This is a genomic window from Spirosoma flavum, from assembly GCF_042686045.1.
In the GTDB taxonomy this organism is placed as follows: domain Bacteria; phylum Bacteroidota; class Bacteroidia; order Cytophagales; family Spirosomataceae; genus Spirosoma; species Spirosoma flavum.
On the sequence record NZ_JBHUOM010000019.1, the window covers coordinates 723159 to 744360 of the forward strand.

The window sequence follows — 21202 nt, forward strand, 5'->3', positions numbered from 1 at the left end:
AAACTATAAATTATTACTTAGGGTACGGGACACCTATAAATTACATGCTATTTCAGAATAGACCTTGTAGGAGGCCGGGTGCTATACCCAGTCCTAGTGTTATGATTGTAGCCGCCAACAACACATAGCCATAAAATGGAGCTACGCGAATAGGCTCCGTTGCTCCGTCCCGGAAGTACATAGCAATAATGACGCGGAAATAGTAATAAATACCAACGGCCGACATAAGCACCGCGACGACAAGCAACCAGATTTGTCCCCGCTCAACAGCCGTTGAGAATATATAGAACTTACCCCAAAAACCGGCTGTCAATGGAATTCCGGCAAGCGATAGCATTGATACAGTCATAGCAAAACCCAAAAATGGATTCTGGCGGGCCAAACCATTAAAGGAATCGAAGTTTTCAGTTGCTATCCCTTCGCCAGAAATTGTTTGCGTACTACGTTGCTGAGCAATAAGTAACAATATTCCGAAAGCCGAAATTGTTGCAACCGAGTAGGCAAGCGAATAAAAGACAATAGCTTGCTTCGTCTGTGTTCCCAAAGCCGCTATACCAATCAGCAAATAGCCCGCGTGTGAAATACTGGAATAAGCCAACATGCGCTTGAAGCTATTCTGATAGACGGCTGTAACATTCCCCACTAGAAGTGTGATCGCTGCGATAATGGCCAGAAGGGTCCACCAGAACGTGTATACACCACCAAATGAAACAGACAACAAGCGGAATAACGCAGCGAAGCCAGCCGTTTTAACAACGGTTGACATAAATGCGGTAAAAATTGTGGGGGCCCCGTCGTAAACATCGGGCGTCCAGAAATGAAATGGCGCTGCAGATACTTTAAATAGCAAACCAATTAACAGCATCAGCAAACCAACATAAAGCAACAAAGAGAGTCCTACTTGTGGATGGGCGGCATAAGCACCGATGCCTGCTATTGTGAATGAACCCGTGGCACCGTATAGGAGAGCCATACCAAATAGCATAATGCCTGTGGTAAAGGCGCCCATGAGAAAATACTTCAGAGCGGCTTCGTTTGAGCGCAGGTTATGCTTATCGCTACCCGTTAATACATACATGGCAACTGACAGAATTTCGACACCAACGAACAGCATAATCAGGTTCTCGAAAGTAATCATCATGACTGCCCCGACCAACGAGAACAAAATAATAGCGTAATATTCGGCTGGTTGTGCTTCTTCACTTTCGATTAAACTACCCGACAACGCGATTACAAGGAATGCCGACCCCAGAACAATGGCGGTAAATACCATCGAGAGGTTGTTCGTTCGCAGCATATCATTGAAATACAGATATGTTTTATTCCAGTCAAGAAAGTTGACGGCCAGTATGATAAGCAAAAACAATAGGGTTGCGGGCAGTAGAATTGCTTTTGACTTCAGGAAGCCAAGAAACAGCAGCGCTATGCCAAAAACCGATAACAGAACAATGGGAAGCATGCTTTCAGTGGTTAGTCATTAATGGTATTGAGTGGCTAGTCGCTAATTTTCGACTCGGCTACTGATGGCTTATTTCATTGACACCGCCGTCGTGCCGATGTATTTCATCAGGTTCGCTACAGCGGGTTCGGTTACTTTCAGGAATGAGTTCGGATAAATGCCGATCCAGAATACCATTACGACCAGCGGAATAAATACCCAGCTTTCAGAAAGGGTTAGATCAGTAAATGATTCGGTTCGGGATGATGTTGGTCCGAACATGCTTTTCTGGAACATACGGAGCATATAAACGGCACCAAAAATAATGGTAAATCCAGCCGCTAAGCCCAGGTAGTGGTTATAGGTAAAGACACCGTGTAGCAGAAGGAACTCACCGATAAAGCCATTTGTAAGCGGTAAGGCCACACTACCTAACAGCATAATCATAAAATAAACCGTCAGTTTTGGTGTCGATTGGGTAATGCCCCCAAGTTGGTCGAGTTGGCGGGTGTTCGTACGGGAGAAAATAATATCGGCCACAAAAAACAGACCCACAACATTGATACCGTGCGCCAGCATTTGTACCAGTGCGCCCTGCATACCCGTTTCGGTTTGGGAGAATACACCAGCCGCCATCAAGCCAACGTGCGAAAACGACGAGTAAGCAATGAGTCGCTTCATGTCGCGCTGACGAATGGCAATTATTGCGCCATAAACGATTCCAATAACCGCTAAAATAATGGCAGTTTTTCCCCAGGTTTCAACGCCGAGCGGCACAATAGGCAGGATAAACCGAATCAGGCCATAGACACCCATTTTGAGCATGATACCAGCCAACAACATCGTAGCAGGCGTTGGCGATTCAACATACGTATCGGGTTGCCATGTATGAAAAGGGAACACGGGCATCTTGATAGCAAAGGCAATAAAGAACGCCCAAAAAACCCAGTTTTGTGATTCCGGAGTTAGGCTAAGTTTGTAGAAGTCAGCAATAGCCGATGAGTGGGCAGCTACGTTTGTCGCTGGAGTCTGGTAATAGAGATACACCAGAGCGACTAACATAAATAGGCTCCCGAAAATAGTATAAACGAAGAATTTGAAGGTGACTGGAATTCGATTTTCCCCACCCCACATAGCCGCCAGAAAATAAATCGGAATCAGCGCAGCTTCGAAGAAAAAATAGAATAGAAACCCATCGCGGGCGGTGAAAACGCCCATCAGCGCAGCCTGCATGAATAGCATAAGCGCGTAGAAGGTAGCGGGTTGTTTGTAGGTTCGGTTGAAGGTTGATAATATGATGAGCGGCACCAATAGCCCCGTCAATAAAACCAGCAACACGCTGATGCCGTCGATACCCGCGCTTAAACGGATTCCCAACGAGCCAATCCACGGATAATCGAAACCAAACTGCGAACTGGCATCGGGTCGAAATCCCAGAAAGGCATAACCGGCAAAAGCAAACTCAACTAAAGCAGCTACCATAGCTACCTGTTTTATCCGTTCTCCCCGAAAAGCAAAAATCAGGGTAGCCGCTATGGCAGGGTAAAGAATGAGGAATAGGGTGAGCATATTAATGATTTATGATGGGCAACCTGCACTACAGCGCCTGTCTGTTGTATATAACCTTATAACCGAATGAAGAACCGCAGGGCAAAAATGACAACAATACTAACGACCATTGCCAACACGTAAAAGCCAATTGAGCCGCTTTGTAACAATCGCAACTGCGCCGAACTTTTCTGAACAAGCCAAGCTATGCCATTTACAATGCCATCGACAAGTCCTTCGCCAAAACTATACAACACATCGCCCAGCCCACGAATTGGCCGGATAATGATAGCTTCGTATAATTCGTCTACGTAATATTTGTTGTACACAACTTGCTCTGGCAGCGATCGCTCAGTCGATTCAGAGGCCGGAATTGCCTGACGGCTGATATACATCACGTAAGCGATAATCAGTGCCAACAAGGCAACGCCCGCCGAAACGGCCATTAATATATATTCGGTACTAGACTCAACCGTCGATTCAGCAAAAGCTTCGGGGCTCACCTGCCGTGAACCTTCAAATAAGGGGGCCATAAAATGACTCAGCCAGCCATCGCCCGGCAGGTTCAGTGCGCCACCAGCAGCTGATAAAATGGCTAAGACAATCAACGGAATAGTCATCGTGCTGGGTGACTCATGCAAATGATGCCGTTGCTCTTCTGTACCACGGAACTCACCAAAGAAGGTCAGGAACAGCAGCCGGAACATATAGAAGGACGTTAGACCGGAACCAAAGACACCCAATGCCCAAAGCAATTTATTGTGCTCGAAAACGTGGGCCAAGATTTCATCTTTCGAGAAAAACCCGGCGAAGGGTGGCAGGCCCGAGATGGCAATCGTGCCAATCAGGAATGTAATGAACGTAATAGGCAACACTTTCCGTAGACCACCCATTTTTCGAATATCCTGCTCATCAGACATGGCATGGATAACACTACCGGCTCCGAGGAATAGAAGGGCTTTGAAGAAAGCATGCGTAATAACGTGAAACATGCCTGCTGTATAAGCCGTTGCGCTTAGTCCGAGGAACATATACCCCAACTGCGAGACAGTTGAGTAAGCCAATACTTTTTTGATGTCGTTTTGCAGCAGGCCAATAGTAGCCGCTAATAGAGCCGTCGCTATGGCAATGCCACCAATAATTTCGAGTGTTAACGGCGAAAGTGTATACAGCACATTAGAGCGAACAACCATATAGATACCCGCCGTTACCATGGTAGCCGCGTGAATCAGGGCCGAAACTGGCGTAGGACCGGCCATCGCGTCGGGAAGCCATGTATAGAGTGGAATCTGCGCCGATTTACCCATTGCTCCCACAAACAGCAAAAGCGTAATGGCAAGAATTGTCTTATCGCCTATTTCTAAGCTCGTAGCCTGTTTAAAGATGTCCAGATACTCGACCGATCCGAAGGTATTGATAAGCATGAAAATGCCCAGCAGGAAACCCAAATCACCAATTCGGTTCATGACAAAGGCTTTACGGGCAGCATTGTTAAAGCTGATATTCCTATTCCAGAAGCCGATAAGCAGGTAGGAACATAATCCTACACCCTCCCAGCCAATGAACATGATGACGTAGTTTGACCCCATCACCAGCAGCAACATGAAGAAGATAAAGAGATTCAGGAAGGCCATAAATTTACCAAATCCTTCGTCGTGGCTCATATAGCCAATGCTATACACGTGAATCAGCGAGCCAACACCCGTTACAATCAGCAACATCAGCAGGGATAGCTGGTCAATCTGAAACGAAAAGTTGATATGCAAATCGCCAACGCTAATCCAGTCAAAGAGTGTGGCAACTATGGGTTCGGCAGCGCCAGCCTGATTCTCATTGCCAACAAACGATCGGAACAGAATTACTGACAACACAAATGAGGCCAGCACGGCCACTGTTGCGATTCCTCCCGCCAAGCCCTTTGGTACCCGACGAAAGCCAATGCCATTGATAATAAATCCAATTAGCGGAAAGAGCGGAATTAACGCACAGAGTAATTCTAGTCGCATGAATAATAGTGAATGAGTGATTGAGCAAATGATTGGACCGCCAGAGCGGTGATAGACAGGCCAAAGGCCTCTACTAATATCCAATCATACATTACCATTTCAATTTATTGAGCAATCCTACATCAATAGAGCGGGTATTGCGGTAAATCATAACAATAATGGCCAATCCAACCGATACTTCGGCGGCAGCAACGGCCATAATAAAAAAGACGAATACCTGCCCGGCAGAGTCGGAGCGATACGACGAAAAGGCAATTAGTAACAAATTGACCGAGTTGAGCATTAACTCGATGGACATGAAGATAATGATGGCGTTTCGCCGGGTTAGTACACCAATAATACCAATAACGAACAGTGCGGTACTGAGAATCAGGTAGTACGTAAGCGGTATTTGTTGAATGACTTCCGGAATGAGGACGTCCTGCGTGGGTTGCATGGCTTGCCGGTTAATAGAAAGTATCGCAAAGGTAAAGATTATTCGGCATTGGTGTAAAGGTGTTTTTCGTCTCTATACAGGCTTATGACAAAACATTGGTAAAAACACTGTCATACTTGATGGGCTACCCAGTTACGGTAATCTGTTTTCCACTAGGCAACTATTGCGTATTCCGGGTACGAATAGCCCAATTATTCCGGCTGTATTAAAGTGATAGTAACATCAAAACAGGCGATAATTTATCGCTTCCCATTACTGGTACTGAACATTCGCAGTCGAATTTCGGTAAGCCGTCGTTTTGTATCAAGTGGAAACTCGCCTTTTAATATCCAGTCGTAGAAAGAAGGTTCTTTCTTGAGTACTTCTAATACGGGCACACCTTTATTTTTCCCGAAATTGAATACCTCTTCGCCTTTATCGTTGACAATCATTCGTCCAGCGAGGTCAATATTCGTGTTGGCGGTCAGGCTATGAAGCATGTCAACGTCATTTTCGAACACGACTTCCGCCCCGCTGTCAGATTTGGCCACCATACCCATATACCGCTGCACCTGTGCATTGAGCACTTCGAGGGTGGCAATTGTATCGGCTTCGGCGCCATGTGCGCCAACTAGTTCTTTGTTGCAATAAAAGCGGTAGGCCGCCGAAAGATTACGCGGCTCCATAAGGTGAAAAATTCGCTGGGCATCTACCAACCGCCGGTTTTTCATATCAAAATCCACGTTGGCTCGTAAAAACTCTTCGACCAAAAGCGGCACATCGAACCGATTGCAGTTGAAGCCTGCCAAATCGCAGCCATCAATAAACTGCGCCAATGTCCGGGCAACGGCCTTAAATGGGGGCGCATCCTGAACATCATCATCATATATACCATGAATCAGACTCGACTCCAGCGGAATTGGCATACCCGGATGAACACGCTGTGTTTTACTGACTGCCTCGCCACCGGGCAACGCTTTAATAATACAGATATCAATAATGCGGTCCTTGGCGATGTTGATGCCGGTCGTTTCGAGGTCGAAGAAAGCGAGCGGCTTTTTGAGTACAAGTTGATGTGTCATAACCAAACCGAGTTTTGCGCGGCCAGGTTACAAAGGTAAACACGTTTTGGAGGAATCAGTCTATTTTCAACACCTTCCCCCACTGAACTCCTTGCCGAACGGTTTCGACCGAAGGCATTCGGCCTTCCTGCATCAACTCCCGAATGGCAATAATGTCCTGATCGCGTTTAAGGCCGGCAGCCGCTTTTATTTGGCCATCCTGGACATATAATGCCAAAAATGCATCGTCTTTCTCCGGATCACCCTCGTAAATAATATCGTCCACCTTAGTAGCGTGACCGATGTAGTTAATCCGCTTACCCTGCTGATTGCTCCAGAAAAACGGCACCAACAGATAAGGCGTTTCTTTTCCGGCCATGTTCAAGCCCGCTATGTGGCCTTGCTGACCAGCTACTTTCCAATGCTCAATGCGTTGTAAACCACTGGATGTTGGGTAATGAGCAATGTCACCAGCGGCATATAGATCATCCGCCACGTTTAAATACGCGTCCGTTTTAACACCCCCATCTTTTTCAAGCGCAATTCCTTTCAGAAAATCAGTACGCGGTTTAACGCCTAAACCCAGCAAGACAAAATCGGCAGAAAGCCGTTCGCCGTTATCAAGTATTACTGCACTGACTGTGTCATCGCCTTCTAAATGATCAACTTGCCTACCGAGGTGAAATCGGATGCCTTCTTTCTCATGCCAACCCTGCACAACGTGGCCAATTTTCTCACCCAGGATTTTCTCAAAAGGAGTATTTTCCAAACCAACTACATCAACTTCACTACCTAACTTACGCAGGCTCATGGCTCCTTCCAGCCCAATAAACGAGCTGCCAATGATAACAACACGCTTTCCTTGTTGGCCTAATTTTCTCAAGGTATGACTATCGTGCAAACTACGGAGAGCATAAACTCCGTTTAAATCTGACGCTACTCCCGGCAACATGTTCGGCTTACCGCCTGAACACAGTAGTGCTTTGTCGTATGTGATCGTTTCGCCAGAAGCGAGTTCGATGCGTTTCATGACCGGATCAAGAGCCGTTGCATGCTGGCCTGTTCGGACTTCGATACCATAATCTTTGTAAAACTCATCCGTGCGAAGTGCCATCCACTCATCCGGTGCTTTGCCCTGGAGGTAATCTTTCGAGCAGTTTGGGCGATCATAGGGCCCTTCTGAGCTTTCGGTCAGCATCACGATTTTACCCGTAAAACCACCCTCACGCATTCCTTCGGCGGCAAATGCCCCGGCTCCCCCACTGCCAACGATGACGTAGGTTTCAGGATTAGCCTCATCGGGTGCAGACATTGGATTTTCCAGACTCTCTTTATCCGTAGTCAGCCGCACAAATACCTGATCGCCTTCTATGCGTACTTCATGTGTAGGCAACCCGTTCAAGGCCGGAGCTTCCAACCGATGACCATCTCTAACATCGAAGCAGGCATTGTGCCAGGGGCAAACGAGCCGGTGACCATTAAGCAAACCTTTTACCAAAGGACCCTGATAATGAGAACATTTAGGGTGGAGTGCATAATACTGGCCATCGGCACGAACCAATAATATATCAGTATCGCCCACGCGAACTTCTTTTAGTTCACCATCAATCAGATCATCGATATGGCAAACGGGGGCTTCGGTGTAGTCAGCTATCATGAGTGGTTAAGTTTGTTTTATTAAACCACAAAGACGAATGAATTGATTTAATCCAACAAAAAAGTCGGTGCATGTTTATGCACCGACTCGAAAGTATATCAACTCTTTAATTTAATTATTTCTTGGTGAACGACTACCGGTTTGTTACTGCCAGGCAATTCTGATGGTTATTTCGAGGTCGCCATTACCATTCTGATGTTCAGTTTAGCACCGGTTTGCAGTACATCTACCAAATCCTGTACCGTTAAGGTTTTGTCAAAACGCACCACAACGGTTGGTTCGGCAATACCAGCCATCATCGTTTTGAGTTCGGTTTCCAGATTAGCAGGCTCAACCGGTTTTTTATCAATAAAATACTTTTTGTTTTCGTCGACTGACAGCGTCACCTGCTTTTTGCTCAACTGTTGTGTCGCCGAAGCTTTGGGAAGCATCAGTTTGATTACGTTCGGGTTAGCCACCGTCGAAATAATCAGGAAGAACAACAACAGGAAAAACATGATGTCGTTCAGCGAAGAGGTCGCAACTTCGGCAGCAAATTTTTGTTTTCTTCGGAGTTTCATAGGTATAGAGCCAACCGTGACGGTCAGCTATTGCCAAATTAACGTCTTACATAACCAACCGTAACGGTCGGCTCTACCTTACCGCATTCGGGCAGGCTCAGTAGTTGGTTTCTGAAGCACTTCAATAAATTCGAAGGCATTTATTTCCAGCGCAAGCGTAAACCGCTCAATCATCATATTAAGCAGGTGATAGCCCGTATAAGCAATAACTCCTACAATAAGACCAGCTCCCGACGTAATCATTTTTTCGTACAAGCCACCGGCAATGATGCCAACGCTAATGTTATCAGACAGCGAAATATCGTAGAAAATACGAATAATCCCGGAAATAGTCCCGATAAAGCCCATCATCGGGGCGATACCGGCTATAATACCCAGATAACCCATATTCCGTTCTAAACGAGACAGTTCAATCTGACCAACCGTTTCGATTGTGCTTTCAATTTCACGGATAGGCGAACCAATGCGCCCAATAGCCTTTTCGAACACGCGTCCCATAGCCGTACGCTGGTTCTTAGCAAATGATTCGGCTGATTTGATATTTCCCTGAGCCACCATATCCCGAATATTATCGATGAAATTGCCCTCGTAACGACTCTGAGAGCGAATTACGAAATACCGCTCAAGGATTAGATAGAGAGCAGAGAAAAACAAAAACGCGATGGGAACCATGACCCAACCGCCTTTGGCTACCAAGTCAAATAGTTGCAAACTTTGGGGTTGAGCAGCCGTAGTGGCCGACAGTGATGCGGCCGTAGTATCGATAGCCGGAACCTGGAGCAAGAGCATACGAACGAGTCGGGTAAGTGGATGAGGGTAAACCAGTAGTCGTTATTGAAACAAACGCGCTGGTTTCTCCGTATATTGTTGTCAAATATAATGAAGCTCGCTTTAATCAAAATAGAAACTTAGCGAAAGTGAGCCTAGGGATCGCTAACATGCCATCAATAGCGAGTAGACTACGCCTGAAACCGCATCACGAAGGACAGGAGTTTACTAGGGTTTCATCAAAATCTTTCCCCGGCGTCCAGGACGTTCGGTATGTTCGATGGCTTCGACAATCTGGTCAAGTGAATAGGATGCTTCGACAGGTAATTGAATTTTTCCCGATGTCAGTAAACTAATTACGTTTTGGGCTACCTCCTGCCGGGTCTGGCGGTCAACCCGGCGCATCCAGTCGGTAAGCCAGAAACCCTTGACGGTTAATTCTCTAAATATTATTAATCCCGCATTCATTATAGGATCCTGCAAACTCATCAATCCATAAATAAGCATTGTACCACCTCTAGCCATACACTTGAAGGCTTCCGTAGCTGTATGACCACCAACAGAGTCGAGTACACAGGTTACGCCGTTACCCTCCGTGATTTGTTTGACGCGAGCCGCCATATTTTCCGTTTCCGTATTAATCACTTGTGTTAAACCAAGTGCTTTTAGTTCGTCGTTGAGATCGTCTCGCCGGACAGTGCCAATGGTCTTGATACCCCGCATGGCGCAGAGTTGAATGACTAGTTTACCGAAGGCTGATCCGGCTGCCGTTATCATGAGCCAGCCACCTTCTGGCACACCCGAGTCCTGCACCATTGCATAGGCAGTAAACGGATTTACAAATAATTGAGCCGCGACCTCATCCGACATAGCATCGGGTACTGGAATCAGACTCCGTTGGTGCGCAATAGCATACTCCGACCAAGTTCCAACACTGGTAAAACTCACCCGCATCCCCGTTTCCATCTGAACACCCTCGCCCAGGGCGTCTATAATGCCTACGCCTTCAAAACCCGCCCCAGAAGGTAACTGGGGTCTGATGCCATACAGGTTCTGCACGAACATGATGTCTGACGGATTTATTGGTGCGGCAATAACCTTGATTCTCACCTCATTTGGCCCCGGTTCAGGCAGTGTAACCTCAATGAGTTTGAGAATATTGGCGGGTTTGCCGATTTGGTCAAAAATGATGCTTTTCATTTGTTAATGAGCACGTTAGCAAACAGATGATTAAGCTACTACTGATACAGTAAAGAGTGAATCAACTGAGATTCTGGTTCAGTATTTGGAATGGGGTCAAAAATATCACTTAATTCGCACAAACTATTCCTAAACCTTGAATGAAGTGATTGATTGTTGGTGAGTATAGCTGGTGTAGATGATGCCTTATCTATAGCTCATCAACCCTCAATCACTACTCACTACTAATGCAAACGTCTCCCTTTTTAGGTGAATTAATTGGTACAATGGTGCTGCTTCTGCTGGGTAATGGAGTTGTGGCAAACGTGGTTCTTCGGCAAACAAAGGGTGAATCATCTGGCTGGATTGTCATTACGGCAGGCTGGGCTTTCGCTGTAGCGATGGGCGTTTTTGTTGCCAAAGCGTTTGGGAGCATAGATGCTCATCTAAACCCCGCCGTTACAGTTGCCTTCGCCGTAGCAACCAATGACTTTAGCCACGTAATACCTTATATCTCGGCACAATTAATGGGAGCTTTTCTGGGAGCAATCTTAGTTTGGCTACATTACTTCCCTCATTGGGCAGCTACCCCCGACCCGGCGGCCAAATTAGCCTGCTTTGCTACCAGCCCGGCCATCCGAAACAAGGGAGCAAATTTCCTGAGTGAATTACTGGCAACCTTAGTACTAATACTTGGTCTGGCGGGTATATCGTCAAAACATTTAGGCGAGCTAGCTATTGGTGTCGGACCGTATCTTGTCGGCATTTTAGTGTGGAGCATTGGTCTGTCTCTCGGCGGCACAACGGGCTACGCGATGAGCCCCGCCCGCGATTTTAGCCCACGTCTGGCTCATGCACTTCTGCCAATTTCGGGCAAAGGCTCATCGGACTGGGGTTACGCCTGGGTTCCCGTAGTAGGGTCGCTGGCTGGCGCTGTTGTTGGCGGTTTGCTGATTCGCTGGTTCACCTTGTAACGTTACCCGTTAGAAACTGTGTGAAACTATTTTTCAACTGGTCTCTCTTTCTACAACCATTCTCATGCCCCAGTATATAGCTGCCATTGACCAAGGAACTACCAGTACCCGTTGCATCGTATTTGACCGGCAGGGTCAGATTGTGACACTGGCTCAGAAGGAACACAAACAGATTTATCCGCAACCCGGCTGGGTGGAGCACGATCCCGAAGAAATTTGGCGTAACACATTAGAAGTTATTGCGTTAGCCCGCATTAAAGGAAAACTCTCTGTACAGGATATTGCCGCTGTAGGTATTACCAACCAGCGCGAAACCACCGTTGTCTGGAACCGCCGAACAGGAAAACCCTACTATAACGCCATCGTTTGGCAGGACATGCGCACCGCCGATCTGGTTACAGAATTTTCGGCTAACGGCTACGGGCAGGATCGTTTCCGTCCTCAAACGGGTCTCCCTTTAGCGACGTATTTCAGCGGACTGAAACTCAAATGGCTGCTGGATAATGTACCGGGTCTTCGAGTTGATGCCGAACAGGGCGAAGCGCTCTTTGGTAATATGGATACGTTTGTGGTCTGGAATCTGACGGGCGGCACAAATGGAGGTCTGCACCTTACTGATGTGACGAACGCCAGCCGGACACAGCTTATGAATCTCCAAACCCTTAGTTGGGATGACAGTTTGCTGGATGATTTTACAGTGCCCCGCGCTATGTTGCCACAAATACGGCCAAGTAGTGAGGTATATGGCACTGTATCGTCTGAAGTATTGCCCGGTGTGCCTATAGCGGGTATTTTAGGCGATCAGCAAGCAGCCCTCGTTGGTCAAACATGTTATGAGCCGGGACAGGCTAAAAACACGTATGGTACAGGCTGTTTTCTGCTCATGAATACCGGCACTGAAGCCCGCGTCTCCACTTGCGGACTGCTGACGACGGTAGCGTATCAATTTCAACATGAGCCGGTTCATTATGCGCTGGAAGGCAGCGTGGCTATTACGGGAGCACTGGTGCAGTGGCTACGGGACAATCTGGGCATTATCAAAAAAAGCACTGACATTGAAGCACTTGCCCGTTCGGTGGACGACAATGGTGGGGCTTATTTCGTACCCGCTTTTTCAGGTCTCTATGCTCCCCACTGGAAAGCCGATGCGCGGGGTGTTATCGCGGGTCTAACACGCTTCGTTACCAAAGGCCATCTGGCGCGGGCTGTTCTGGAAGCTACGGCCTATCAAACCGTCGATGTAGTTCGGGCGATGGAGAAAGATGCGGGTGTATCGCTTAAATCATTACGCGTTGACGGCGGCATGGTCGTCAATTCATTACTTATGCAGTTTCAGGCTGATATGCTCAATGGACCCGTCGTTTGCCCCCGTATGACAGAAACAACGGCTCTTGGCGCTGCCTATGCCGCTGGACTGGCAGTTGGCTATTGGCAAAATTTAGACGATCTGCGCCAGAACTGGGGTGTTGCCCGGACTTACGAGGCAAACATGGACGATGCTCAACGGATGCGGCTTATGCACGGCTGGCAAAAGGCTATTGAGCGTTCGTTTGGCTGGGAGGACTAAAATGCAGGAATGGCAGCTTCAGGAAACTACTTTCTCGTCCTTCTGGTCTTCCTTCGGCCGCAGTTCTTCGGCTAACATCAAGCGCGTTTGGGGAAGGCTTTGCGGGTATTCGTCGCGGAGAAAAGCGATGAGGTTTTCGCGCATGTGGCAGCGCAGATCAAACGCCGAGGGAGCATCGCGGGCCGACATTAATACCCGTACAACGATGCAGGTAGGCTGCGTGTCCGTTACCTGTACCGCAAAACTTTCTCTGGTCCAGAGTGGATCATTTTCGACCAGTTCGCGGGCCTTCTCCCGAAGTTTGTCGATGGCTACGTTATAATCCAGATATAGGAAGATGGAACCAATAATAGACGCATCGGAGCGAGTCCAGTTTTCGAAGGGAGTCTCGACAAAATAAGTAATAGGCAAAATCAGCCGACGACGGTCCCATATTCGAACGATAACACTCGTCAGGTTAATTTCTTCAATCCGACCCCATTCTTTTTCAACCACCACGGCATCATCCAGGCGAATCTGCTGATTAAAGGCAATCTGAATCCCAGCCAGCAGATTGGCCAGCGTTTTCTGTGCGGCAAAACCGATCACTACGGATACTACCCCTGCCGACGTTAGTACACTCAATCCCACTTTGCGACTTCCCTGAAAGGCAATCAGCAGTAGGGAGGCTCCAATAATCAAAACCCCGATAGCTATCGTTCGTCGCACAAACCGCACCTGTGTTACGAACTTCCGTTGCGATAAGTTGACGTCGTTAGTCGTGTCATACTCATGGATGAGTAGTAATTCGGCAACTTTTAGCAACCGAATAATTAACCAGATCGCAGCAATTAAAAATAGAATTTCGGCGGCTTTGTCGGCGATGGGATGCCGACGTAAAAATCGTTCTGATTGAATATTAGTCGCCAGCAGGAAAAATAACGACGGCATAAATACCCAGAATGACCAGCGAACGTGGGTCTTGAGAAAAGTCAGCGCCATATATGAGCGACGACGAGCAACGAACCGAATCGTCTGCGTCACAACCAAATCGACCGCTAACCCCAGTAATACGGCTATTATGAGTAATACCCAACCCGACAAATCGCGGTTAGGTACGTAGCCAAACCAGCGGATTAGGGCTCGTGTCCATGAATCAAGTTGTTGTAGCATGGCGCAAAAGTAAGACCTACAAAGTTTTTACAACCTTGTAGGTCCATTTTACAATTTATAAACTACCTCTCTCCTACGCCAGCAGCGGCTTTATTACCTTCCCATGTACATCGGTCAGGCGGTAACGTCGGCCCTGGCTTTTGAATGTCAGTTTTTCGTGGTCAATGCCAAGAAGGTGCAGTATAGTAGCCTGAAAATCATGAACATGAACAGGCTCTTTAATAACGTTGTACCCAAAGTCGTCGGTTTCGCCGTAAACCATCCCTTTTTTAACACCGGCACCAGCCATCCAGACCGAGAATGCTCGTGGATGGTGATCACGCCCGTAATTATCGCGGGTAAGTTTCCCCTGCGAATAGGCTCCCCGTCCAAACTCGCCACCCCAAATTACAAGCGTATCGTCGAGCAAACCACGCTGTTTCAGATCCATAATAAGGGCGGCTGAGGGCTGGTCAACACTTTTTGCCTGCGTTTTGATGTCGGTGGGCAAGTTGCCGTGTTGGTCCCATCCCTGATGGTATAACTGCACAAACTTTACATCTTTTTCAATTAGTTTTCGCGCTAGCAGGCAATTGGCGGCAAACGTACCGGGCTTTCGGCTGTCAGGCCCATACATGTCGAAAATATAATCTGGCTCCTTCGAAATGTCGAGGGTTTCAGGCACCGATGTCTGCATTCGGTACGCCATTTCGTACTGAGCCATCCGGTTATTAATTTCCGGGTCCAACACATGCTTGTATTGCTCCTGATGCAGTTTGGTTAGGTAATCGAGCATCCGCCGACGACTGGTTTTATCGACGCCGGGCGGATTATTGAGGTAATAAACCGGGTCTGGTCCCGACCGAAACACCACGCCCTGATGTACCGATGGCAGAAAACCATTGCTCCAGAGTTTGGCATAAAGTGGTTGATCGCCATTCCGTCCTTTAGAAAGAAGCACCACAAAAGCAGGCAGATTTTGGTTATCAGACCCCAATCCATAGCTAATCCATGAACCAATACTTGGCCGCCCCGCCTGTTGACTTCCCGTTTGGAAAAACGTTACGGCAGGGTCATGGTTGATGGCCTCGGTATGCAGTGAGCGAATAAACGTTAGATCTCCGGCAATACGAGCCGTATGCGGCAATAGTTCACTGAGCCACATTTGACTGGGACCATACTGGGCAAATTTGTACTTCGACGCTGCCAGCGGAAAACGACTTTGTCCGGCACTCATACCCGTCAAACGTTGACCATTACGCACCGACTCAGGCAAATCCTGCCCCCACATGGTTTCGAGTTTCGGCTTATAGTCGAATAATTCCAGTTGCGAGGGCGCTCCACTTTGGAATAGATAGATAACACGCTTTACTTTTGGTGGAAAGTGCGGCTTGCCCACAACAGGATTTTCGGATGGTGATGTACCACCAAATAGATTCGTTGGATTCAGCAGCGATGCCAGCGCAATAGTACCTAAACCTGCACTGGCTTGTCCCAGAAACGTCCGGCGGCTGAGTTGGTCATGAAGTTGATCCTGAATGTCCATTATTGTTTTTATCAACGGGTAGTAATTTCAGTGTCTAGTGACGATTATTACCGTTTAATTATTGCTTCGTCGAAATTCATAATTGTGCTGGCTACCACTGTCCAGGCCGCTAACTCAGATGGGTTGAGTTTTTCATCAAGGGGATATTTACCTACTGATAGTAACTCCCTAGCCCGTTTAGGATTTCGTTTAAAATCTGCCAGTTCTTCGGTATAAAATTGCTTCATTAGCGTCATTTCTTCGGGTCGAGCCGGACGGCTTATTACCGCTTTAAAGATTTGATTGATCAATTCCGATTTATCCGTTTCTCCACTTTCTTTCCGGCGCTGGACTAACACTCTGGCGGCTTCAACAAATTGAGGGTCATTGAGCGTAATAAGGGCCTGAAGGGGGGTGCTTGTTTTCTGCCGTTTGACTACGCAAGTGTGTCGTTCAGCCGCATCGAAATTAAGCATCATCGGTGCAGGCGACGAGCGTTTCCAAATCGTGTACATCGACCGACGATACAGGCTATCTCCCTGACTTTGAATATATTTCACAGCATTTCGTGTAGCCAGCGCTTCCCAAATACCAGCCGGTTGATAGGGGCGAACACTTGGTCCGCCCAGACGTTGGGTTAGCAAACCACTGGCTGCCAGGGCAATATCGCGCACCTGTTCGGCTGCCATCCGATAACTTGGACCACGCGAGAGGAAAATATTGTCAGGGTCATTTTCTCGCGCTTTTTCCGAAACACTTGACGACTGGCGGTACGTAGCCGACATAACAATTAGTTTGTGCATCGCCTTCGTATTCCAGCCCTGCGACCGACCGCCGTACGACGGGCTTCCCGTTTCACGAAACTTTATAGCCAGATAATCCAGCAATTCGGGGTGGCTTGGCAAAGCCCCCTGGTTACCGAAATCGTCGCTATTTCTAGCCAGACCCTGTCCAAAATATTGTTGCCACATCCGATTCACCATAACCCGACTGAAAAGCGGATTTTCGGGCGCTAGCAGCCACTTCGCCAACCCAAGCCGATTTTTGGGCATCGTTTCAGGAAATGGATTCAAGCTATGCAACACGGCAGGTGTCACGACCTCACCGGGCGCATCGTAGGCACCCCGTTTCAGCAAGTGCGTTTCGCGCGGCACCAATCGTTCCTGCATGACCATTACCTGATCGGAGTTGGTGTAAAGCTTGATTTGCTCACCGCGCAGTTTCATAACTTTGGCATAAGCTGCCTGATAAACGGGGTCTACCGTCTTAACATAATACCCGTATAGACCCGCTCGCTGCGCAGGTGTCCGGCTGGCAATGGGTGTCTGGAGAGCGGCCATGAGCGCGTCAGGCTGACCAGCCAATTTTGGCATTTCCAGCGGAGTCAGGCAACGACTATAGATGCGAAGTTCATCGACCGCAAAGTCTTTATAAAAGTAATCGTGCATCCGGCCCACATAAAACGGGTGTTGCACCCAATGACTTCGATCTTTGCCATACACCATGCTATGTAGCAAATGATCCGTTACCACTTTGGTGCGGATAGGCAGGCCGTTCAAATACAGAGTGATACCCTTTGCCTGACCCGTTCCATCATAGGCAAAAGCAACCTGAAACCACTGATGAACCGGTACTTTATCCATCGATTCAATGTCAATGGCATTAGCAGGCCAAACATGGTTAAAGGCGAGTTTCAGCCGCCCGTCGTCTAACAGGTCAAGTTGATAACCACGCTGTCCATCCATCGGTCCGGTGGTTCGTCCCATTAACGTAAGAGCCATACCAGACTTGGCCAGATTGAACCAACTACTGACCGTAAATGACTCATTTTGCTCGAAAGCGCCAAAACTTCCGGGTAATTCAATAAAACTGTCACCAGCCAAAAAGCGCGCCTTACCAAAACGACCGGGCACCGAATAGGGTACCTTATCAGGATCGCCCCCTAACCGAGCGGGAAGTGTGTCACTCACCGCATTGGCAAATGCATTGCGCGGGTCTTTCCACAGTTCTTCCTTCGTTTTTCGCTTATGAATTTCTTTCTTTTCCGGCTTCTTACCGTCGGACTTTGTGGCTTTATTTATGCCTTCTTTTTTACGTTTTGCTTCGTCGATCTGTTTTTTCTTTTCGTCCTCAAGTTTCCGCTTCTCGTTCTCCGCTTTTACAAACGCGCCGATATCAGTCCGGTCAGCTTCATAGAAGGTGTAATGGGCCAACAGGCCAGAATCCATTGACGAAACGGAGCGAGTTTGTGCCAACCATTGCCCGAAACGTTGTTGGTAATCAGGACGATTCGGGTTGAGTTGTTGCTGAATTGGACTAAGTTGTTCGCGGATAAATTTCAGTTTTGCATCCGTTTCAGGCTTTGTCAGAGTAATGGTGGGCGCGGCTTCGCCATTGTACGGAATCTGACCGCGTTCATTATTGCTGTTAAAAAAGGCAAACAGCGAATAATAATCCTTCTGACTGATGGGATCATATTTATGGTCATGACACCGAGCGCACTCCACAGTCAGGCCCAACATAGCTTTTCCAAACGTATTGGTTCGGTCGGCCACGTATTCTATCCGGTATTCTTCATCCACAATGCCGCCTTCCTGACTTTGCTGATGATTTCGATTGAAGGCAGTTGCAATAAGTTGATCCCGATTGGGATGAGTGAGTAAATCACCGGCTAACTGCCACGTAATGAATCGGTCAAATGATAAATTCCGGTTATACGCCCGGATCACCCAATCACGATAAGGCCACATCGTTCGCAAGCCATCATCCTGATAACCATCCGTATCAGCGTAGCGGGCCACATCGAGCCATTCAACCGCCTGACGCTCGCCATAGTGCGGACTACCGAGTAACCGATTTACAACTTTTTCGTAGGCATTGGGCGATTTGTCGGCCAGAAAAGCATCCACTTCGGCAGGTGTCGGCGGCAAACCTATCATGTCAAGAGTGACACGACGGATCAAGGTCGTCTTGTCAGCTTCAGGCGCGTGACTCATTTTTTGGGCTTCCTGCCTTTTTAGAATGAATCGGTCAATGTCATTTTTGATCCACTTTTCGTCCTTTATCTTCGGAATCTCCGGCATCGTCGGCACAATGAGCGACCAATGCTGTTTGTACTCCGCACCTTGCTCTACCCAGCGAATAAGCATCGCTTTTTCTTCCGTAGTTAGAGTAAGGTTCGATTTCGGCGTTGGCATCATCACGTCCGGATCGGTGCTGATGATGCGGTTAACTAGCTCGCTCTTGGCTAAATTTCCCGGAACAATAGCTGTATGGCCGCTTTTTGCCAGCGCTTCATAGGCACCTTCGGGCGTATCTAACCGTAAACCAGCCTGTTGTTTAGCCTTGTCGGGGCCATGACACGCAAAGCAACGGTCAGACAGAATAGGTTTTACATGTAAATTGTAATCAACTTTCTCGGGCAGACTAGCTTCGGCGACAACAATATCGGCTGGCTTTTCAACTGAACTTTGGCAGGCCGTTAACCAAATCGACGCACTAAACAGGCCAGCCGTGGCGCTGAGGAGAACGTACCGAAATCGCATGTCATACCAAGCGGGCATACCAAGGAACTGATTGATTGTGAAATGATTCTACAAAAGTAGCAAAGGAATATACGTAAAAATCGTACTATCTTATCTTGTTGCCAGCCTATTTTAGCGTTCCATAGGCTCCACTCAATGTTGCTGACAACGGATGGCTTTTATCTATAAAAAGAAGCTCACTGGCAGAACAATCCTCAGCACCTTTTCAGTTCTATTTCAAGATTAAACCATACATAAGTATGATTTTTCTAGTGCGCGGAGAACCCTAGATGGAATTTGAGCTAGTTTTTCTTCGAGTCACTAGCTTTTGACTCGGTCGATGTGGCTTTAGCGAATTCGGCAATAGTCTGCTTACTAATACCACCGATAATCTCAAGTTTAGGCATAGCTTTTTTCAGGTTTGCAATGCCTTGTTCTGTTACTTTGGTCTGCCAGAGATAAACGGTTTTTAAGTTTTTCAGCCCTATTAATTCGGTCAAACCAGCATCCGTAACAGCCGTGCCGTAAAGATTCAGATATTCTAAATTAAGTAAACTTTTTAGCTGTTTCAGACCCGCATCTGTCACGTTTGTTTCTTCTACGTGCAGTTTTTGAAGATTTTTCAGTTTGGCTACCTGCACCATCGTCGCATCCGAAATCTGCGTATCACCCAGTTTGAGCCAAACGATCTGAGCGCTTAGTTTGGGTAGTAAAGCCGCTTGAGCATCGCTGAAGGTGCGCGCATTAACGGCGCTTATTTCCAATTGGTTTTGTTCTTTCGACAGAGGTAGCACCAATAAACCCGTTTTCTTCAATTCGTCAATAATCGTTGGGTCAGCAGCCGGGACTTTCATTGTTAAAACGGGTGATTCGGGTGCGGGCGATCCATTAGTTGCCGCTACATTTGCGCCACTCGCGGCATTAGGCCCACCACCAAGCGCAGCCAGTACCGGACGGATAGCATCATTTATGGTAAGTTCGGCTACTTTTTTGTTGAACGGCGCACCCTGATCAATCCACCACGTCAGTAAAGCTATCTGAGATTCGTTTAATTGATTTTTGCCTTTGGGCGGCATATGGTGATCGTCTTCTTCGGGCAACAGGCAAACCTTTATCAATTCGCTACTTGTACCTTTTCCGGCCACGAACACCGGACCATCTTCTGATCCCTTCTTGATCATATCAGGCGTGTCCAATCGCAAACCCGCCTTCGATTTCCCGGCGTTATGGCATTGTACACAACGGCTATGCAGAATTGGATTCACAATCTGCTGATAAACCATCGCTTGGTTCAGATCGGTGATTGGCTCGAATTTTATTTCTTTCTGGGTAGGTGGCACGCCTGCCAGCGTCCGAATCGACTCAGGCATGTATTGCGTCAGGTAATCTGAGCCATGTGTGAGGTTACCACCCTGATGCCCGGCGGCCAGCAATAGAAGTAAAGACACACCTAAAACTGGCAGATATATCAGTTGCGCGAAGGGGAAAATACGGCCCAAATTCTCTGACTTCACCGACCAGGCAATCCAGGCAAATACAGCGACACCAATACCCTGCCACATGTGGTCGTTTAGCGTTTCGGCCTCGTAGCCTCCACCCAACGACAACATGTAGCCAAACACACAAGCCATCGTCGCACTGACAGCCGACCAAAACAGAATTAGTGTGATAGTATGCGGGCTAACGGAGTTGCGCCGAGTTAATCGGTCAAGTTCGAGGAGACCAGCAATCAGCAGAAACCCGATAGGCAGGTGAACAATCAGCGGATGAAAATGCCCAAAAAACAATACCCAGTCGGATGGGGATGAAGAATTAGCTTGCAATAAAATCAGCTTATTCATAGTTAGGC

The 21202-nt window shown here is 47.7% G+C and carries 15 protein-coding genes; 2 read left to right on the top strand and 13 right to left on the bottom strand.

Annotated elements, in window-relative coordinates; all coding sequences use genetic code 11:
* Positions 1-52 precede the first annotated feature (52 nt).
* The 9 genes from ACFS25_RS19950 to ACFS25_RS19990 all read right to left on the bottom strand — a co-directional run bounded on the left by ACFS25_RS19950 (position 53) and on the right by ACFS25_RS19990 (position 10653).
* Positions 53-1459: an NADH-quinone oxidoreductase subunit N gene (locus ACFS25_RS19950; RefSeq protein WP_381504486.1), complete on the bottom strand. Its 1407-nt coding sequence runs from the start codon at positions 1457-1459 to the stop codon at positions 53-55.
* Positions 1460-1528: 69 nt separating this feature from the next.
* Positions 1529-3007: a complex I subunit 4 family protein gene (locus ACFS25_RS19955; protein WP_381504488.1), complete on the bottom strand. Its 1479-nt coding sequence runs from the start codon at positions 3005-3007 to the stop codon at positions 1529-1531.
* A gap of 56 nt (positions 3008-3063) precedes the next feature.
* Positions 3064-4992, bottom strand: coding sequence for an NADH-quinone oxidoreductase subunit L (nuoL, locus tag ACFS25_RS19960; RefSeq protein WP_381504490.1), 1929 nt, complete (start codon positions 4990-4992; stop codon positions 3064-3066).
* Positions 4993-5083: 91 nt separating this feature from the next.
* The gene (gene nuoK / locus ACFS25_RS19965; protein ID WP_018620220.1) at positions 5084-5428 is read right to left on the bottom strand and encodes an NADH-quinone oxidoreductase subunit NuoK; all 345 of its coding nucleotides are present in this window, start codon (positions 5426-5428) and stop codon (positions 5084-5086) included.
* Between the two features lie 239 nt (positions 5429-5667).
* The gene (locus ACFS25_RS19970; protein WP_381504492.1) at positions 5668-6489 is read right to left on the bottom strand and encodes a 3'-5' exonuclease; all 822 of its coding nucleotides are present in this window, start codon (positions 6487-6489) and stop codon (positions 5668-5670) included.
* Between the two features lie 55 nt (positions 6490-6544).
* Complete coding sequence (locus tag ACFS25_RS19975; RefSeq protein WP_381504494.1) at positions 6545-8125, bottom strand: FAD-dependent oxidoreductase; 1581 nt, start codon at positions 8123-8125, stop codon at positions 6545-6547.
* Between the two features lie 167 nt (positions 8126-8292).
* On the bottom strand, positions 8293-8685 hold the full coding sequence (locus tag ACFS25_RS19980; protein ID WP_381504496.1) for an ExbD/TolR family protein: 393 nt from the start codon (positions 8683-8685) through the stop codon (positions 8293-8295).
* Between the two features lie 78 nt (positions 8686-8763).
* On the bottom strand, positions 8764-9474 hold the full coding sequence (locus ACFS25_RS19985; RefSeq protein WP_381504497.1) for a MotA/TolQ/ExbB proton channel family protein: 711 nt from the start codon (positions 9472-9474) through the stop codon (positions 8764-8766).
* Positions 9475-9681: 207 nt separating this feature from the next.
* Entirely contained in the window at positions 9682-10653 is a 972-nt protein-coding gene (locus ACFS25_RS19990; RefSeq protein WP_381504499.1) for a zinc-dependent alcohol dehydrogenase family protein, read from the bottom strand.
* Between the two features lie 227 nt (positions 10654-10880).
* Between ACFS25_RS19990 and ACFS25_RS19995 the strand changes: the two genes are divergently transcribed.
* Positions 10881-11606 carry an MIP/aquaporin family protein gene (locus ACFS25_RS19995; protein WP_381504500.1) on the top strand — a complete coding sequence of 242 codons (726 nt, stop codon included), beginning with the start codon at positions 10881-10883 and terminating at the stop codon, positions 11604-11606.
* Positions 11607-11670: 64 nt separating this feature from the next.
* Complete coding sequence (gene glpK, locus ACFS25_RS20000; protein ID WP_381504502.1) at positions 11671-13173, top strand: glycerol kinase GlpK; 1503 nt, start codon at positions 11671-11673, stop codon at positions 13171-13173.
* Between the two features lie 18 nt (positions 13174-13191).
* Here the strand turns inward: glpK and ACFS25_RS20005 are convergent, their stop codons facing one another.
* The 4 genes from ACFS25_RS20005 to ACFS25_RS20020 all read right to left on the bottom strand — a co-directional run bounded on the left by ACFS25_RS20005 (position 13192) and on the right by ACFS25_RS20020 (position 21194).
* The gene (locus ACFS25_RS20005) at positions 13192-14325 is read right to left on the bottom strand and encodes a mechanosensitive ion channel family protein (RefSeq protein WP_381504504.1); all 1134 of its coding nucleotides are present in this window, start codon (positions 14323-14325) and stop codon (positions 13192-13194) included.
* Between the two features lie 73 nt (positions 14326-14398).
* Positions 14399-15850, bottom strand: a complete 1452-nt coding sequence (locus tag ACFS25_RS20010) for a DUF1501 domain-containing protein (protein ID WP_381504505.1) — start codon at positions 15848-15850, stop codon at positions 14399-14401.
* 47 nt (positions 15851-15897) lie between these two features.
* Positions 15898-19392: a DUF1553 domain-containing protein gene (locus ACFS25_RS20015; RefSeq protein ID WP_381504506.1), complete on the bottom strand. Its 3495-nt coding sequence runs from the start codon at positions 19390-19392 to the stop codon at positions 15898-15900.
* 263 nt (positions 19393-19655) lie between these two features.
* The gene (locus ACFS25_RS20020; RefSeq protein WP_381504508.1) at positions 19656-21194 is read right to left on the bottom strand and encodes a c-type cytochrome domain-containing protein; all 1539 of its coding nucleotides are present in this window, start codon (positions 21192-21194) and stop codon (positions 19656-19658) included.
* Positions 21195-21202 lie beyond the last annotated feature (8 nt).

What these genes read in the sequence shown, in the direction of transcription:
- ACFS25_RS19950 (WP_381504486.1), bottom strand. Translation starts at nt 1,459, where the DNA reads ATGCTTCCCATTGTTCTGTTATCGGTTTTTGGCATAGCGCTGCTGTTT.
- ACFS25_RS19955 (WP_381504488.1), bottom strand. Translation starts at nt 3,007, where the DNA reads ATGCTCACCCTATTCCTCATTCTTTACCCTGCCATAGCGGCTACCCTG.
- nuoL (WP_381504490.1), bottom strand. Translation starts at nt 4,992, where the DNA reads ATGCGACTAGAATTACTCTGTGCGTTAATTCCGCTCTTTCCGCTAATT.
- nuoK (WP_018620220.1), bottom strand. Translation starts at nt 5,428, where the DNA reads ATGCAACCCACGCAGGACGTCCTCATTCCGGAAGTCATTCAACAAATA.
- ACFS25_RS19970 (WP_381504492.1), bottom strand. Translation starts at nt 6,489, where the DNA reads ATGACACATCAACTTGTACTCAAAAAGCCGCTCGCTTTCTTCGACCTC.
- ACFS25_RS19975 (WP_381504494.1), bottom strand. Translation starts at nt 8,125, where the DNA reads ATGATAGCTGACTACACCGAAGCCCCCGTTTGCCATATCGATGATCTG.
- ACFS25_RS19980 (WP_381504496.1), bottom strand. Translation starts at nt 8,685, where the DNA reads ATGAAACTCCGAAGAAAACAAAAATTTGCTGCCGAAGTTGCGACCTCT.
- ACFS25_RS19985 (WP_381504497.1), bottom strand. Translation starts at nt 9,474, where the DNA reads ATGCTCTTGCTCCAGGTTCCGGCTATCGATACTACGGCCGCATCACTG.
- ACFS25_RS19990 (WP_381504499.1), bottom strand. Translation starts at nt 10,653, where the DNA reads ATGAAAAGCATCATTTTTGACCAAATCGGCAAACCCGCCAATATTCTC.
- ACFS25_RS19995 (WP_381504500.1), top strand. Translation starts at nt 10,881, where the DNA reads ATGCAAACGTCTCCCTTTTTAGGTGAATTAATTGGTACAATGGTGCTG.
- glpK (WP_381504502.1), top strand. Translation starts at nt 11,671, where the DNA reads ATGCCCCAGTATATAGCTGCCATTGACCAAGGAACTACCAGTACCCGT.
- ACFS25_RS20005 (WP_381504504.1), bottom strand. Translation starts at nt 14,325, where the DNA reads ATGCTACAACAACTTGATTCATGGACACGAGCCCTAATCCGCTGGTTT.
- ACFS25_RS20010 (WP_381504505.1), bottom strand. Translation starts at nt 15,850, where the DNA reads ATGGACATTCAGGATCAACTTCATGACCAACTCAGCCGCCGGACGTTT.
- ACFS25_RS20015 (WP_381504506.1), bottom strand. Translation starts at nt 19,392, where the DNA reads ATGCCCGCTTGGTATGACATGCGATTTCGGTACGTTCTCCTCAGCGCC.
- ACFS25_RS20020 (WP_381504508.1), bottom strand. Translation starts at nt 21,194, where the DNA reads ATGAATAAGCTGATTTTATTGCAAGCTAATTCTTCATCCCCATCCGAC.